General features: G+C 73.9%; 8 protein-coding genes. All 8 read right to left on the reverse strand.

What is annotated here, in order from left to right; all coding sequences use genetic code 11:
* Nucleotides 1–21: 21 nt before the first annotated feature.
* The 8 genes from ACZ7M3_RS42230 to ACZ7M3_RS42265 all read right to left on the reverse strand — a co-directional run bounded on the left by ACZ7M3_RS42230 (nt 22) and on the right by ACZ7M3_RS42265 (nt 16034).
* Complete coding sequence (locus ACZ7M3_RS42230) at nt 22–582, reverse strand: YbaK/EbsC family protein (protein WP_472070866.1); 561 nt, start codon at nt 580–582, stop codon at nt 22–24.
* Entirely contained in the window at nt 579–2201 is a 1623-nt protein-coding gene (serA, locus tag ACZ7M3_RS42235; RefSeq protein ID WP_472070868.1) for a phosphoglycerate dehydrogenase, read from the reverse strand. Before serA ends, ACZ7M3_RS42230 begins: the two co-directional genes overlap by 4 nt.
* A 110-nt stretch (nt 2202–2311) precedes the next feature.
* Nucleotides 2312–8278 (reverse strand): amino acid adenylation domain-containing protein, encoded by a 5967-nt coding sequence (locus ACZ7M3_RS42240; RefSeq protein ID WP_472070870.1) that lies wholly within the window; start codon nt 8276–8278, stop codon nt 2312–2314.
* A 1-nt stretch (nt 8279) separates the two neighbouring features.
* The gene (locus tag ACZ7M3_RS42245) at nt 8280–11558 is read right to left on the reverse strand and encodes an amino acid adenylation domain-containing protein (protein WP_472070872.1); all 3279 of its coding nucleotides are present in this window, start codon (nt 11556–11558) and stop codon (nt 8280–8282) included.
* Nucleotides 11555–12373 (reverse strand): thioesterase II family protein, encoded by an 819-nt coding sequence (locus ACZ7M3_RS42250; RefSeq protein ID WP_450431814.1) that lies wholly within the window; start codon nt 12371–12373, stop codon nt 11555–11557. The genes ACZ7M3_RS42245 and ACZ7M3_RS42250 overlap by 4 nt, the downstream gene beginning before the upstream one ends.
* 216 nt (nt 12374–12589) lie before the next feature.
* The gene (locus tag ACZ7M3_RS42255; protein WP_450483684.1) at nt 12590–13252 is read right to left on the reverse strand and encodes a DUF4097 family beta strand repeat-containing protein; all 663 of its coding nucleotides are present in this window, start codon (nt 13250–13252) and stop codon (nt 12590–12592) included.
* Between the two features lie 38 nt (nt 13253–13290).
* On the reverse strand, nt 13291–15543 hold the full coding sequence (locus ACZ7M3_RS42260) for an MMPL family transporter (RefSeq protein WP_472070875.1): 2253 nt from the start codon (nt 15541–15543) through the stop codon (nt 13291–13293).
* A 215-nt stretch (nt 15544–15758) separates the two neighbouring features.
* Nucleotides 15759–16034, reverse strand: coding sequence for a hypothetical protein (locus ACZ7M3_RS42265; protein WP_388401426.1), 276 nt, complete (start codon nt 16032–16034; stop codon nt 15759–15761).
* Nucleotides 16035–16039 lie beyond the last annotated feature (5 nt).

Below are 16039 nucleotides of genomic sequence, written 5' to 3' on the forward strand. Positions count from 1 at the left end.
ACAGGAGCTCGGCGGGGCAGCTCAGGCCGGCATCGGGGCGGGGGTCGCGACGCGGGCGACGCGCGGGCGGGCGAGCGCCCGGTACGGCTCGACGCCGAGCGCCAGGGACACGTCGAGGCGAGCCGCGTTGAAGAAGATCTCCTCCCCGGCGAGCAGGTCCGGGTCGACCACCAGCTCCAGCTCCGGGTGGAAACTGAACGGCACGATCGAGCCGCTGACGCAGCCCGAGAGCCTCTCGGCGATCTCGCGGGACGCGAAGGCGCTGTCGGTACCCCCGAACAGCTCCTGGACGCAGGCCATGTCGACGCGGCGGTCGCCGGGCACCACCACCAGCACGTAGCGGCGTCTTCGGCGCCCCGTGCCCACCCTCACCACCAGGCACTTGGCAGCCTGTTCCAGGGGGTGGCCACGCAGCTCCGAGGCGAGGTCGGTGCGGCCCTCGGGGGCGTGCCGGATCAGCCGGTACGGGACGTGGGCGCCGTTCAGCAGGGAGAGCAGGCGACGCGAGGTGTCGGTGCGCGGGACTTCGGCGCGGGAGGCCCCGATACGCGGGACCTCGCCACGCAGGACTTCGGTGCTCATGCGCGCTCCGTCCGGCCGGTTCGGGCGGTGGCCGCCGGCACGGTCCAGCTCTGGTCGGCGCCGACGGAGGCGGCGGCGCGGCCGAGCGCGGTGGGCGGTACGGGCGAGTCCACGACGAGGCCGGCCAGGGCGGTGGTGCCGGCGGCGTCCCTGGCGACCTGCATGGCCGCGATGTTCACGCCCTCGTCGGCGAACTCGCAGCCGATCAGGCCGACCGCGCCCGGCCGGTCCGGGTAGCGCAGGAAGGCGAGGTCGCCGGAGAGCGGCAGCTCCAGCTCGTGGCCGAGCACCTCGACGAGCTTCTCCCGGAGGCGGACACCGGCCAGGGTGCCGCTCACGGTGACGACGCGACCGTCGGGAAAGATGCCGCGCAGGGTGACGATGGAGCGGTGGCTCCCGCCCCCCTGGTGGGTGGTGAGCCGCGAGGTCAGGCCGCGCTCCAGGGCAACCAGCGGGGCGTTCACATGACTGACCGCGCCCCCGGCGACGGTCTCCAGCAGGCCCTTGAGCGCCCCGAGTTCGAGCACGCCGGCGTCCAGCTCGGCGATCTCGCCGTGCAGCTGGATCTCCAGCTGCGCGGGGACGCCGCCCACGGCCCGGGTGAAGACCTGGCCGAGCCGCTCGGTCAGCGGCAGCCACGGGCGTACCGCGTCGGGGACCGGGCCGCCCTGCACGTTCACCCCGTCCGGCACGTGATCGCCGGCCAGTGCGAGCCGCACCGAGTGGGCGGCGGCGATGCCCGCCTTCTCCTGCGCCTCGTCGGTGGAGGCACCCAGGTGCGGGGTCACGACGACGTTGTCGAGGCCGAACAGCGGCGATTCGGTGCACGGTTCGGCGGCGTACACGTCGAGTCCGGCGCCCGCGACGCGGCCCTCCTTGAGCGCGGCGTACAGCTCGTTCTCGTCGACGATGCCGCCGCGCGCGGCGTTGACGATGCGCACGGTGGGCTTGACCTTGCGCAGCGCCTCGAAGCCGATCAGGCCGGTGGTCTCCGGGGTGCGCGGCAGGTGGACGGTGAGGAAGTCGGCCTGGGCAAGCAGCTCGTCGAGCGAGAGCAGCCGCACACCGACGGCGGCCGCGCCCGCGGCGGTCACGTAGGGGTCGTACGCCGCCACGTCCATCCCGAAGGCGGCCATCCGCTGGGCGACGAGGCTGCCGATGCGGCCGAGGCCGACGACGCCGAGGACCTTGCCGGCCAGCTCGACGCCGGACCACCGGCTGCGCTGCCAGGCGCCGGTCTTCAGGGCCGCGTCGGCCTGCGGGATGTTGCGGGCGACGGCCAGCAGCAGGCCGACGGCCATTTCCGCGGCGCTGGTGATGTTGGACGTCGGGGCGTTGGCGACGAGGACGCCGGCCTCGGTGGCGGCCGGGATGTCGACGTTGTCGAGGCCGACGCCGGCCCGGGCGATGACCTTGAGGCGGGGCGCGGCGGTGATCGCCTCCCGGTCCATCCGGGTGGCGCTGCGCACGAGGACGGCGTCGGCCTCGGCGAGCGCGGGCAGCAGGGCCGCACGGTCGGCGCCGTCGACACGGCGGATGTCGACGTCCCAGCCGAGCGCCTCGACGGTGGCCGGGGAGAGCTCTTCGGCGAGCAGGACGACGGGGCGCGGGGAGCGCACGTGGGCACGGTGACGGATCACGGTCTGGCCTCTCGGTGAGTGCTGTCTGCTGACGTGCTCGGACATAGGGGGCAGCCGCCCCTCTGGGGGCCCGGCGGGCCCGGGAAGATCTAGTAGCCGCCCCACTGGACGAGCAGTCGGGCGCGCTCCGCCTCGTCCATCAGGTCGATGCGGTGCACGGGCGTCGCCGGGTCGTCGGCGAAGGCCCGCAGCACCTTCGCGGTGCGGCCGAGGAACTTCGCCGCCTCGTCGGCCCCATGAGTGTCGGGGCGGTGGCCGAGGCGCATGGTGAGTGCGCCGCCGGGCCCTGGGACGGCGACCAGGCGCAGCGGATAGTGCGTGGCGTCGTCGACCCCGATGCCGGTGAGCCTGGGGCTCGCGAGGCCGCCGGAGAGAGCGTCGAGGTCGAGCGGGTAGTTGACGAGCATGGTGGTGGTGTCGAACAGCTGGCCGGTGTGGGCGAGTTGCTGGATGCGGCCGAGCCCCAGGTGGTGGTGGTCGATGAGTTCGGCCTGTTCGCTCTGGAGGCGGGCGAACACGTCGAGGAGGCTCGCCCCGCCGGGCACCCGGAGCCGTACGGGCAGGGTGTTGACGAAGAGGCCCACCATGCGTTCCATGCCCGCGAGTTCGGAAGGACGCCCGGAGACGGTGGTGCCGAACACGACGTCGTCGCGTCCGGTGGCGCGGGCCAGGACCAGCGCCCAGGCGCCCTGGAGCAGGGTGTTGAGGGTGAGCCCGTGCCGCCGCGCCTCGTCGGTGAGGCGGCCGAGCAACTCGGCGGGGAGCTCCTCGATGACGGTCTCCTGCGGGACGGGGTCGCGGTCGGCCGCCTCGGGGGCGACGAGCAGCGGGCCCTCGAGTCCGTCGAGGTGCGCCGCCCAGGCGGCCTCGGCGGCGGCGGTGTCCTGTCCGGCGAGCCATTCCAGGTGCGCCGCGTGCGGGACGGGCCGGGGCAGGGCTTCGGCGCTGCCGCGCGCCCACAGGGTGAACAGCTCCTCCACGAGGACCGGCGTCGACCAGCCGTCCCAGGCGATGTGATGCCCGGTGATGATCAACTGGTGTCGTTCGGCGCCGAGCCGCAGAGTGACGAGCCGGAGCAGCGGTGGCCGGGTGAGGTCGAAGCGACGGGCCCGCTCACGGGCGGCCACCGACGCGGCCTCGGCGGCCCGGTCCCGCTCGGGGAGCGCGCCGAGGTCCACCTCGGCCCAGGGCAGGGCCACTTCGCGGTGGACCACCTGGGCCGGGACGGTCAGGCCCTCGTGGTGGAAGCCGGCCCGCAGTGCGGTGTGCCGGGCGACCAGGCGTTCCCCGGCCCGCAGCAGCGCGGCCGTGTCGAGCGGGCCTTCCAGGTCGAGGCGTACCTGCGTGGTGTAGACGTCGAGCCCCTCCCCCGCCTCGGCGGCGTGGAAGAGGAAGCCCTCCTGGAGCGGGGTGAGGGGCAGGATGTCGGCGGGGCTCGGGGCGGTGGCCTCCAACTGCTCGATGTCGTCCTGAGTGAGCCTGATCAGCGGCAGGTCGGACGGGGTGCGCCCGCCCGCGCCCGGCCGGCCGGCGAGGAGGGCGAGGGCGTCCAGTTCGGCGAGCCACAGGTGGGTGAGTTCGGCGGTCTCCTCGGGGGTGAAGAGCTCCCCGGGAGTGGTCCACACGGCGTGCAGTTCGGGGCCGGAGGGGGTCTCCTGGGCCAGTACGTGCACTTCGAGGGCGTACGGCGTGGGCATGCCGGGGTCGGCTCCGTGCGGCAGCGCCGCGGACGGCAGGATCCGCCAGCCGCCGCCGGTGGCCGCGGGGTCGTCGCCGATCCTGCCGAGGTAGTTGAACAGGATCTGGGCTCGCGGCAGTCGGGCGTCCGCAGGGTGTGCGCGCAGCTGTTCCTTGACCCGCTTGACCGCACCGGGCAGGTCGGCACCCGCCGGGGTGAGCAGGGCCGGGCGGACCTCGGTGAACCAGCCGACCGTGCGGGACAGGTCGCGGGCGTCACCGGTGTCCCGGCCGTGCCCCTCGATGTCGACGGCCACAGACCCCGAGGGGCCGCCCCGCTTGACCCGCCAGGCGTCGACGGCCCGGGCGAGCGCGGTGACCAGGAGATCGTCGGGGCGGCCGTGGAAGGCGGCCGGCACCGCGCCGAGCAGGTCATCGGCGAGGTCGGCCGGGACGACGAGCCGGGTGTGCCGGGCGGCGGCGAAGGTGTCCCGCCCGGGGTCCACGGCGCGCGCGCCGAGCGGCGCCCCGTGGGGGCTCTCCACGGTCCGGGCGTCCTCGGCCTCCCGGGCGCGGGCCCATGTCCGGTAGGAGGCCGGGACCGGGGCGAGGGCAACCGGGCGGCCCTCGGTGAGGGCGGCCGTGGCGGCGGCCAGATCGGGCAGGACGATCCGCCAGGACACCCCGTCGATCACCAGGTGGTGGGCGCAGAGCAGGAGTTGGTCCGGTTCGCCGTCGGGGGTGATCAGGCGTACGGCGCGCAGCATCACACCGCGCTCGGGGGCGAGCCCGGCACGGGCCGCCTCGGCGGCGGCGGTGACGGCGGCCGTACGCTCCGGGGCGCCCTGGTCCGGGAGCTCGGCGCGAGCCAGGCGGATCGGGGTGGCGCCCGGGGCGCCCGGGGCTGGGATCGCGAAGTGCGGCTCGCCGTCGCCGCGCACCAGCGTGGCGCGCAACATGTCGTGCCGGTCGGCCACGGCCTGTAGGGCAGCGGTGAGGGTACGGTCGTCGAGCCCGGCGGGCAGCTCCACCAGGACGGCCTGATGGAATCCGTCGAACTCGCCGCCCCTGGCGAGGAGTTCTTGGCCGAGTGGGCTCAGCGGGGCCGAGCCGAGGCCGGCGTCCGGGGCTTCGGCCGCCGGTTCCGCGGCGGCGTCCCGCGCTGCTTCGGCGAGCGCGGCGGCGGTGCGCAGCCGGAAGACCTCGCGGGCCGTGACGACCAGTCCGGCCTCGCGGGCCCGGGAGACGACCTGCATCGCCATGATGGAGTCGCCGCCCAGGTCGAAGAACGAGTCGTCGGCGCCGATCTCGGCGAGGCCGAGCAGCTCGGCGAAGGCGGCGGTGAAGACCCTCTCGCGGCCGCCCGCGGCGCTGCGCCCTCCGCCGGTCGGCGTCTCGGGGGCGGGCAGTGCCTTGCGGTCGGCCTTCCCGTTCGGCGTCAGCGGCAGCTCGTCGAGCACGACGAACGCCGAGGGCACCATGAACTCCGGGAGGACCGCGGCCAGTTCGCCGCGTACTGCTTCCTCGTCGAAGCCGGTGGCCACGACGTACGCGACGATGCGCCGCGCGCCGGGCCGGTCCTCGCGGACGACGACGACCGCCTGGGCGACGTACTCGCCTGCGGTCAGGGCGTTCTCGATCTCGCCGAGCTCGATGCGCAGGCCGCGCACCTTCACCTGGTGGTCGGTGCGGCCCACGTAGTCCAGTACGCCGTCGGCTCGCCAGCGCACCAGGTCACCTGTGCGGTACATGCGTGAGCCGGGCGCCCCGAACGGGTTGGCCACGAATCGCTCGGCGGTCAGGCCCGGGCGGCCCGCGTAGCCGCGCGCGAGGCCGGTGCCCGCCAGATACAGCTCGCCCGCGACCCCGACCGGGACCGGGCGCAGGCCGCCGTCCAGGACGTACACCTGGGTGTTGGTGATCGGCGCGCCGATCGGCACCGAGCGAGCGTCCGGCTCGGGGCGGCACTCCCAGGAGGTGACGTCGACGGAGGCCTCGGTCGGCCCGTACAGGTTGTGCAGCCCGACGTCCGGCAGCACCTCGTGGAAGCGGAGCTGCTGGTCGAGCGGGAGCGCCTCGCCGCTGCACACCACGCGCAGCAGGCCGGTGCAGCGCGCGGCGGCGGGTTCGCGCAGGAACGCGGCGAGCATCGACGGCACGAAGTGCACGGTGGTGACCCGGTGCCGGACGATCAGCTCGGCGAGCTGCTCGGCGTCCTTGTGGGCGTCCGGTGGCGCGACGACGAGGGTGGCGCCTTCGAGCAGCGGCCAGAAGAACTCCCACACGGAGACGTCGAAGCCCGCCGGGGTCTTCTGGAGCACCCGGTCCCGGGCGGTGAGCCGGTAGCGCTCCTGCATCCAGTTGAGCCGGTTGACGATGCCCCGGTGCGGCACCGCGACGCCCTTGGGGCGGCCGGTCGAGCCCGAGGTGAAGATCGTGTACGCCGTGTCGTCGAGGGACGCGGCCGGGTGGCCGTGTGCGGCGGGCCGGGTCCGGGGCAGCCCCGACAGGTCGAGGGTGTCGAGGTCGCGGACCGGGACGTCGGTGGCGGGCAGCCGGACGGCCGTGCCGGTGGTGGTGAGCACGGCGACCGGGGCGCCGTCCTCGAGGAGCTGCGCGATGCGGCCCGCCGGGTAGTCCGGATCGACGGGCAGATAGGCGGCGCCCGCCTTCAGCACGGCGTACAAGGCGACGACCAGTTCGAGGGAGCGCCGCACGGCGACCGCGACGAGCCGGTCGGGGCCCGCCCCGTCGGCGATCAGCAACCGGGCCAGCTGGTTGGCCCGGACGTCGAGTTCGCGGTAGGTGAGCGAGGTGTCGCCGAAGACGACGGCGGTAGCCTCGGGCGTGCGGTCGGCCTGCGCCTCGAAGCGCTCGATGAGCGTGGCGGTGGGCCTCGGGCCCTCGGTGGCGTTCCAGGTGGTGAGCAGCCGGTGCCGCTCCTCCTCGGACAGTACGTCGATGGCGCCGACCGGGCGGGTGGGCTCGGCGGCGATGGCCTCCAGGACACGGATGAGCCGGTCGAGCAGGGTCGTCGCCTCGGCGGCGCCGACGACGTCGGTGCGGTGGCCGAGGCGGAGGTCGAGCCCGTCGCCGGGGGTGACGGCGAGCCGCAGCGGGTAGTGCGTGGCGTCACCGATGCCGTAGCCGGTGAGGCGGAGCCCGCCGCGCGAGAGCAGGCCGTCGAGGGCCGTGTGGTCGAGCGGGAAGTTCTGGAAGACGGTGGTGGTGTCGAAGAGGGTGCCGTGCCCGGCGGCCCGCTGAACGCTCACGAGGCCGAGGTGGTGGTGGTCGAGCAGTTCGGCCTGTTCGGCCTGGAGCCGGGCGAGCGCGGTCAGGGCCGGCTCGTCCTCATGGAACCGGATCCGGACCGGGACGGTGTTGAGGAGCATCCCCACCATCCGTTCCGCTCCCGCGAGCTGCGCCGGACGGCCGGAGACCGTGCCGCCGAGGACGATGTCGTCACGGCCGGTGAGCCGGCCGAGCAGCAGGCCCCAGGCGAACTGGACCACCGTGTTGGCGGTGACGCCGTGCGGGCGGCCGTGCTCGGCGAGCCGGTCGGCGACCGCGGCGGTGAGCTGCGCCCTGACCTCGTCCTGCGGGGCGGGCGGCAGGTCGGCCGCGTGCGGGGCGTACAGGGTGGGTTCGGCGAGCCCGTCGAGCGCGGCCGCCCAGGCCTCCTCGGCGCCCGGCCGGTCCTGGGCACGCTGCCAGGCGAGGAAGGAGCGGTACGGGACGGCCGGGGGCAGTGCCGCGTCCGGGCCGTCGGCGTACAGCGTGAACAGCTCGGTAAGCAGCAGCGGCACCGACCAGCCGTCCCACAGGATGTGGTGGGCGGTCAGCACCAGCCGGTGCCGCCCGGCGTCGAGCCCGAGCAGCGCGAACCGCAGCAGCGGCGGACGCGTCAGGTCGAAGCCCCGGGTGCGCTGGGCCGCGGCGAGCCGGGCGGCCTCGTCCTCACGCTCGTCCTCGCCGAGTCCCTCGAGGTCGAACTCCTCCCAGGCGAGGGGCACATGCCGGTGCACCAGTTGGACCGGACGCTTGAGCCCCGCGTGCCGGAAGGCGGCGCGCAGCGCGGTGTGCCGGGCGATCAGCCGCTCGGCGGCCGAGCGGAGCGCGGCCCGGTCGAGCGCACCCTCCAGGTCGATCCGGATCTGAGTGGCGTACGCGTCGACGGCGCCCGCGGCCCGCGCGTCGGCGGCGTGGAGCAGGAAACCCTCCTGGAGCGGGGAGAGCGGCAGCAGCTCCTCGATGCCCTCGGGAAGGGCGCGGGCGGGGCGCGCGGCGGGCGCGGATCTTGATGCCTCGGCGGCCGGGACCTGCCCGCGGGGCGTCTCCCGTGCCGTGTTCGATGCCGTGTTCTGTGCCGTCGGTGTCATGTCAGTGCCCCGCTTCCACGGCCAGGTCGGCGTCAGCCAGGCCGAGTTCGTCGGCGAACCCGGCTTCCAGTACGGCCAGTTCGTCGTCGTCCAGCTCGATGAGCGGCTCGTCGGAGGGGGCCGGGGCGGCCGGCGCCGGCCGTGCGGACTCGGCGATCGCGGCGGCCGTGCGCAGCCGGAAGACGTCGCGGGCGCTGATCACCAAGCCGGCCTCGCGGACCCGGGCCACCACCTGCATCGCCATGATGGAGTCGCCGCCCAGGTCGAAGAAGGAGTCCTCGACGCCGGCCCCGGCGATGCCGAGGACCTGCTGGAACGCGGCCGCGAGGATCTCCTCATGGGCGCCGGCCGGCCCCCGGCCGCCTCCTGTGGTGGGGGCCTCGGGGGCGGGCAGCGCCGCGCGGTCGACCTTGCCGTTCGGCGTCAGCGGCAGCTCGTCGAGCGCCACGATCGCCGAGGGCACCATGAACTCAGGTAGTCCGTCCGAGAGTTCGGCGGTCAGCCGCTCCGGCCGGAGGTCCTCGCCGACGACGTACGCCACCAGGCGCCGGGCGCCGGGTCGGTCCTCGCGGACGAGGACGATCGTCCCGGCCACGCCGTCGAGCGCCATCAGGGCGGCCTCGATCTCGCCGAGCTCGATGCGGAAGCCGCGCACCTTCACCTGGTGGTCGGTGCGGCCCACGTACGCGAGTACGCCGTCGGCGCGCCAGCGCACCAGGTCACCGGTGCGGTACATGCGCGAGCCGGGCACCCCGAACGGGTCGGCGACGAACCGCTCGGCGGTCAGACCCGGGCGACGCACATAGCCGCGCGCCAGGCCCGCGCCCGCCAGGTACAGCTCGCCCGCGACCCCGGCCGGGACCGGGCGCAGGCCGCCGTCCAGGACGTAGGCCCGCATGTTGTCGAGGGCGGCACCGATCGGCGGCACGTCGTCGACGGTGTCGAGCGGGAAGTGGGTCGCGTAGGTGGTGGTCTCGGTCGGCCCGTAGACATGGGCGAGGGCGAGCTCGGGGCAGGCCTCGCGGACCCGGCGCATGGCGGCGGGGGTGGCGGCCTCGCCACCGGTCAGGACGGTGCGCAGGGGCGCGAAGGCGGCCGGGTCCTCCCCCGCGATCAGGTTGAACAGGGCGGTGGTCAGGAAGACCCCGGTGAGGCCGTGGCGGGCGGCGAGCTCCCGCAGGCCCGGCGCGTCGAGCCCGGCGGGCGGAGCGACGACGATCCGGCCGCCGGAGAGCAGCGGCACCCAGATCTCGTAGGTGGAGGCGTCGAAGGCGTGCGGTGAGTGCATGAGCAGGCGCTCGTGGGCGCCGCCCCGCCAGCGCCGGTCGGCGGCGAACGCGGCCACGTCGCGGTGCGCGACGGCGACACCCTTGGGCACGCCCGTCGAGCCGGAGGTGTAGATGACGTACGCCAACTGGGCGCTGTCGATGGGGATTTCCGGGTTGCCGGGGTCGGCGTCGACATCGGCGGCGTGGGCGGTGGTGCCGGCGACCCGCAGGACGGTGACGTCGGCGGCGAAGCCGAGGGCCGCGTCGTCCCGGTCGGTGATCAGGACCGGGGCGCCGGTGTCCTGGAGCACCCAGCCCATCCGCTCCGGCGGGTACCCGGCGTGCAGCGGCACGTACGCGGCGCCGGACTTGACGACGGCGAGGGTCGCCACGACGACCTCCGGCGAGCGTTCCAGGAGCATCGCGACGGGGGTCTCCGCGCCGACGCCCAGCGCGATGAGGCGGCGGGCGAGGGCGCTGGCACGGGAGTTGAGCTCCCGGTAGGTGATCGCCCGCTCGCCCGCGGCGATCGCGACCGCGTCGGGGGTGCGGGCGGCCTGCCGCTCGAAGAGGGCGGCGAGACTGTCGTCCGGCACCGGGCACGCGGTGTCGTTCCAGCCGTCGAGGAGCTGGGCCAGGGAGTCGGCCGGCAGCAGGTCGACCGTGGCGAAGGAGCGGTCGGGTGTCTCGGTGACCTCCTCCAGGAAGTGCAGGAACCACTCCTGGCAGGCGGCGAGGTCGGCGTCGGTGTAGCGCTCGGGGTTGCCGTCGAAGTCGATGCGCAGGCCGGTGCCGTCGCCCCGGTCGTAGAGGGCGACGGACAGGTCGTCGACCGGGCCGAGGCCCAGGTTGTGGATGTCGGCGCGACAGCCCGCGAACCTCAGCTCGTAGTCGAACGCCATGATGTTGACGACCGGGCCCATCAGGCTGTGGTCGCTGCCGGTCAGGCCCAGGTCGCGGCGGAGGTCCTCGTAGCGGGCCCGCTGGTGCTTGAGCGCGCCGCGCGCCTCCCGGGTGACCCGGGGCATCAGCTCACGCATGGAGTCGCCCGGGGCGACCTCGATGCGCAGCGGCAGCACGTTGGAGGCGAGCAGCGGAGTGCGGCGGATCGCCGGGGTGGCGCGGCCCGTGACCGGGAGGCCGACGACGACCTCGCGCTGTCCGGTGACGCGGTGCAGGAACGCGGCGGTGGCGGCGACGGCGAACAGCGGCCAGCGGGTACGGCAGCCGCGCGCGGCCACGGCGAGGCGGTCGGCGTACTCCTGCGGCAGCCTGCTGGTGCGGCGGATCCGCACGGCCGGCGGGGCCGCCGCGGCGCCGGGGCCGCCGGAGAGGTGGTCGCTGAGCAGCGCGGGTGCGGGCATCCCGGCGAGCCGCCCGGTCCAGTACTCCCGGTCGGCACAGGCCTGTTCGCCCGCGCGGTAGGCGGCGTCCTCGGCGAGGGTCTCGGCGAGCGGGGCGAACGGTTCGAGGCCGCCCTCGACGGCGGTGGTGCCCGCCAGCTCCGTGTAGGCGTCGGCGACCTTGCGGGAGATCAGCGAGCCTCCGAAGCCGTCGATGAGGATGTGGTGGACCCGCTGGTAGTAGAGGAAGCGGTCGTCGGCGACGCGGAACAGCGCGAACGTGCTGAGGTGGCCCTCGGCCAGGTCGATCGGGCGCTCCATGTCGTCGTCGATCCACGCCCGGGCGGCGTCGAACGCCTCCGGTTCGGTGCGCAGGTCGAAGTACGGGAGCCCGGGCAGCGGCCCGTCGTCGACGAGCTGCCAGAGGCCCCCGTCGGGGTCCTCGACGACGCGGCGGACCCGCAGCGTCTCGGCGTCCGTGAGGAGCCGGTGCCAGGCGGCCTCCATCAGCTTCGGGTCGAGCTCGCCCGTGATGTCGAAGTACTCGGCGATGTTGTAGGCGAAGCCGGTGCGGTCGAGGCCGTGCGCGAACCAGACTCCGGTCTGCGGCACCGACAGCGGCAGCCGCCGCAGGGCGGGAGCGGGCGGGTCGGACGGGTGGCGGTTCACGGGCGGGTCCCCCTGTCGGCGGGTGCGGTCACGGTCGTCGCGCGGACGGTCCCGGGCAGTTGGGCGGCGAGCCGGTCGGTGAGCAGCTGCATCAGTTGCTCACCCGCCGTCTCCAGGTAGAAGTGGCCGCCGGGCAGGGTGTGCACCTCGTGTCCGGCCACGGTGTGCCGCGCCCACTGGGCGGCGTCGTCCGGTGTGCAGGAGCGGTCGCTGTCGCCGGTGACGACGGTGACCGGGCAGGTCAGCGGGGCGCCCGCGGTGAAGCGGTACTTCTCGATGAGGCGGAAGTCGCCGCGCAGCACGGGCAGCGTCAGCTCGCGCAGCTCGGGGTTGTCGAGCAGGGCGGCTCCGGCGCCGCCGAGGGCGCGTACGTACTCCATGGCATCGGCGTCGCCGCTGAAGCTCAGGGCGCGGCTGATGTCGATGTGCGGGGCCTTGCGGGCGGAGACGAACAGCCGGGTGGGGGCACCCGGGTGGGTGGCGCGCAGCCGGCGTGCGGTCTCGAACGCGACGGTGCCGCCCATGCTGTGGCCGAAGAACGCGGCGGGCTTGTCCAGGCGCGGCCTGATGGCCTCGGTGACACCTGCGACGAGCTCTTCGAGGGTCTCGGCGAGCGGTTCGCCGTAGCGGTCCTGGCGGCCCGGGTACTGAACGGCCACCAGCTCGATGTCCGGCGGAGCCAGCTGGGTCAGCTCGCGAAAGGTGCTGGCCGCGCCGCCCGCGTGCGGGAAACAGAACAGTCGCAGCCTGGCGGCCGGACGGACGGCGAACACCCGCAACCAGTCGGTGCCGGTGGCGGCCTGGACAACAGTCATGAGCGCGGCAACTCCCTGCTCGTCAGCGGTGGTTCGGTGGAGGCGGTGAGATGCACCGCGACAACGGTGAAGCCCCGGACGGCTATCCGTCCGGGGCTTCACTCTGCCGGGAGTGCCTATATTTTTCCGTTACGCGACCATGACGGGGGACGTGAAGGTCCCGTACGGAGACGGCCCTCCAGGAGTCGTGAACTGCCGGTTCCCGGCAGGACTTGGCTAGGCGGACTGGACGGTGACGTCGCCGCCCGCGCTGTGCGCCTTGACCTTGTTGGCCGAGCCGTCGTTGACCGGCACGTCGACCTTCTTGTTGCCGCCGTCCGTGGAGGCGTCGACGGCGTACGAGCCCTTGGGGAGTTTGACCGTCACGTTGCCGCCCTCGCTGTCGGCGTTGACGCTCGCGGGTGCCGTGCCGAAGGCCACGTCGACGTTGCCGCCGCCGGTCTTGGCGACGACGGTGCCGCCGAGGCCGGTGCCGGTGATGTTGCCGCCGCCGGTGCTGGCGTCGACCTTGACACCGGCCGGCACCTCGATGCGGTAGTCCACGGAGCACTTGGAGGCGGAGCCGCCGCAGTCGCCGCCCTTGAGGGCCAGCGCGCCGCCGGAGACGGAGTGCTCGGTCTTCGGCTTGCTGTCGCTGTACTCCAACCGCTCGGTCACCTTGATCGCGCTGCCGGTGCCGGCCACGATCTCGATGTTCCCGCCGTTGTTGTCGACGCTCACCCCGGTGACCTTGTCGGTCACGTCGTACGACTGGCTGGAGCTGGAGGCGGACTTGCCGAGGCCGTCCGACTCCTGGCACCCGGTGGTGACGACCGCCGCGGCCGCCACGGTCACCGCGCACACGACGAACTTCTTGAGGCTCCTGCTGTCAATGCTCACGAGGATCTACCTTCTCATCTTCCGTGCGGGTGGTCGGCTTATCGGCGGGACGTGGCGAGGTCGGCGGACTCCGCCTCGGGCGCGGCGAGTTCGCCGGTGGCGGAGACGGGCGCCGGGGTGGCGGCCTGGGGGCGCTTGCCCCAGGCGCGGTCGCCGAGGAGGGTCAGCGCGGCAGGGAGGAGCAGGCCGCGGACGACGGTCGCGTCGATGGCGATCGCGGCGGCCATGCCGACGCCGAGCATCTTGTACTCGATGCCGGACATCGTGGCGAAGAGCGCGAAGACGGAGATCATCACGACCGCGGCGCTGGTGACGACGCCGGCGCTGGAGCCGACCCCGCTGACCACCGCGTCCTTGGCGCTGTCGCCGCGCTGCCACAGCTCGCGGACCCGGCTGAGGATGAAGACGTGGTAGTCCATGCTCAGGCCGAACAGGATCACGAACATGAAGAGCGGGAGCCAGCTGACGATTCCGCCGTAGGAGTCGAAGCCGAGCAGACCGCCCAGGCCGCCGTTCTGGAAGCCGAGGACGACCAGGCCGTAGGCCGCCCCGATGGAGAGCAGGTTGAGCGCGATGGAGACGAGGGCGACGACCGGCGCGCGGAAGGCGAGGGTCAGCACGACCAGCGCGAGGACCAGGACGAAGGCGAAGACCCAGGGGGCGCGGCCGCTGAGCGCGGAGGCGAAGTCGTGCTGTCCGGCGATGGAGCCGGTGACGGCGTACTCCAGGCCCTTGGTGTCCTTGAATGCCTTCGGCAGGGCGTCGTCGCGGAGCGTCCTGAGCGCGTCGGTGGAGACCTTGTCGGTGCCGGAACCGGCCAGCGGAACCTTGATGACCAGGGCCTCGCCGACCTTGTGGGTGGAGATCTGCTCGCCGAGGGCCGGGCTGTCGGCGGCCTCGCGGCGCAGTTCGGCGACGGCCGCGTCGGCCTTGCCGGTGGTGGCGCCCTCGCCCCAGACGACGACCGAGGCCGGGGCGGGACCGCCGGGGAAGGCCTCCTGAATGCGGACGCCGGCGTCGACGGCCTCGATGGAGCGCGGCAGCGAGCGGGTCTGGCCCGGGTCGGAGAGCTTCATGTGGAGCGCCGGCGCGGCCAGGGCGAGCAGCAGGACCACGGCGGCGGCGCCCATCAGCAGCGGCCTGCGCACCACGCCGCGGGCGATGGCGGTCCAGGTACGGGACTCGGTGGCGGCGGTGCGGCGGCGGCCCAGGAAGGGGATGCGCAGCGCGTCGACGCGGTGGCCGAGCAGGGAGAGGGTGGCGGGCAGTACGGTGACCGAGCCGAGGACGGCGAGGCCGACCACGAGAACGGTGCCGACGGCCATGCCGTTGAAGACGTCGATGCCGGTGATGAAGAGCCCGGCGACGGAGAGCATCACGGTGATACCGGAGACGACGACCGCGTGGCCGGAGGTGCGGGCGCTGGCCTCCAGGGCCTCGATGGCGGACCTGCCCGCCGCGCGCTCCTCGCGTTCGCGGCGCAGGTAGAAGAGCGAGTAGTCGACGCCGACCGCCATGCCGATCAGCAGGACCACGGAGGAGACCGTGCTGTTGGCGGGGATGAAGTTGCCCACGACGCCGAGCAGGCCGAGGGCGGCGAGCACCGAGGTGACGGCGAGCAGCACCGGGATGCCGGCGGCGACCAGGGCGCCGAAGACCACCAGCAGGATGATCAGGGTGAGCGGCAGCGAGGTCAGCTCCGCCTTGGCGAGGTCCTTGTCGGCGGCGTCGTTGACGGCCGTCTGCAGGGACAGGTCGCCGGCCTCGGCGATGCGCACGTCCGGGTGGGCGGCCTTGGTCTTCTGCACGGCGGCGAGCACTGATTCGAAGTGCGCGTCGACCTGCTCCTCGGGGCCCGCGACGGTGAGGCCGACCAGGCCGGAGTGGCCGTCCTTGGAGATCTGCTCCGCGCCCTCGGCGCCGAGGGGGGACGCTACGTCGGTGGCGGCGCCGCCGGTCGCCTTCAGGTTGGCGATCAGGTCCCGGGCGGCCTGCTGCAGCCTGGCGTCGTCGGCGAACCTCGCGGAGGTCCGGTTCTTGGCCTCGACCAGCACGGACTCCTGGTAGGGCTCCTCGACGTCCTGGTCGCGGATGATTTTCTGGGCCCGGCCGGACTCACCGGGGTCGGAGGTCTGCGCGCCGGACCCGGCCGCTCCGCCGATCAGCACGGCGAGCACCACCAGCAGGAGCCAGCCCCCGATCGTCTTCTTGGCATTGCGGGCGGACCAGCCGGCGACTCGTACGGTCAGCGGCCTGCGCCCTTCCCCCAGCGGTGACGTGGGGGGTGTCATGCTCGGCATGAGATGGTCTCCTATGCAGGGGAGTGCAGTGCGGTAGCGGACGCACGCCGGCCGGGGTCACGGCCTACGGTTCCTAGGCCTTGCCGTGACACCAAGATCGGCTGTGCGGGACTTTCGTGTATTCCCTTGCCCGGGCCGCGCCACCGAGCGCCAACTCGGTGGTGCGGCCCACGGCACGCAGGGGGGTGGGACCAGGCCGCTCGGCCCTATTCGATCTCGCGCATCATCTTCTCCATCGAGACGATGGCCTGACGCGCCTGCGTGAGCTCGTCGGACGTACGGCGGTGAAGCTCCACGTTGTCCTCGAGCAGTTGGGCGTACTTGGCGGTGAGCCGGCGGTACTCGTCCTCCCGGGCGGCCAGCATGCGGGCCCGCCATGTGGCGGCGATCTGCCAGACGATCACGATCAGCAGCAGGAAGACGCCGCCGGACGCCACGAGGCCCGTCGAGTCGCCGCTCCACGGATCACTGGCCAGCTCCACCGTCT

It is taken from the genome of Streptomyces sp. NPDC111656 (genome assembly GCF_055656965.1).

Bases quoted from the DNA above. Each gene is read 5' to 3' on its own strand.
- ACZ7M3_RS42260 (WP_472070875.1), bottom strand. From the start codon at position 15,543: ATGACACCCCCCACGTCACCGCTGGGGGAAGGGCGCAGGCCGCTGACC.
- ACZ7M3_RS42230 (WP_472070866.1), bottom strand. From the start codon at position 582: ATGAGCACCGAAGTCCTGCGTGGCGAGGTCCCGCGTATCGGGGCCTCC.
- ACZ7M3_RS42240 (WP_472070870.1), bottom strand. From the start codon at position 8,278: ATGACACCGACGGCACAGAACACGGCATCGAACACGGCACGGGAGACG.
- ACZ7M3_RS42250 (WP_450431814.1), bottom strand. From the start codon at position 12,373: ATGACTGTTGTCCAGGCCGCCACCGGCACCGACTGGTTGCGGGTGTTC.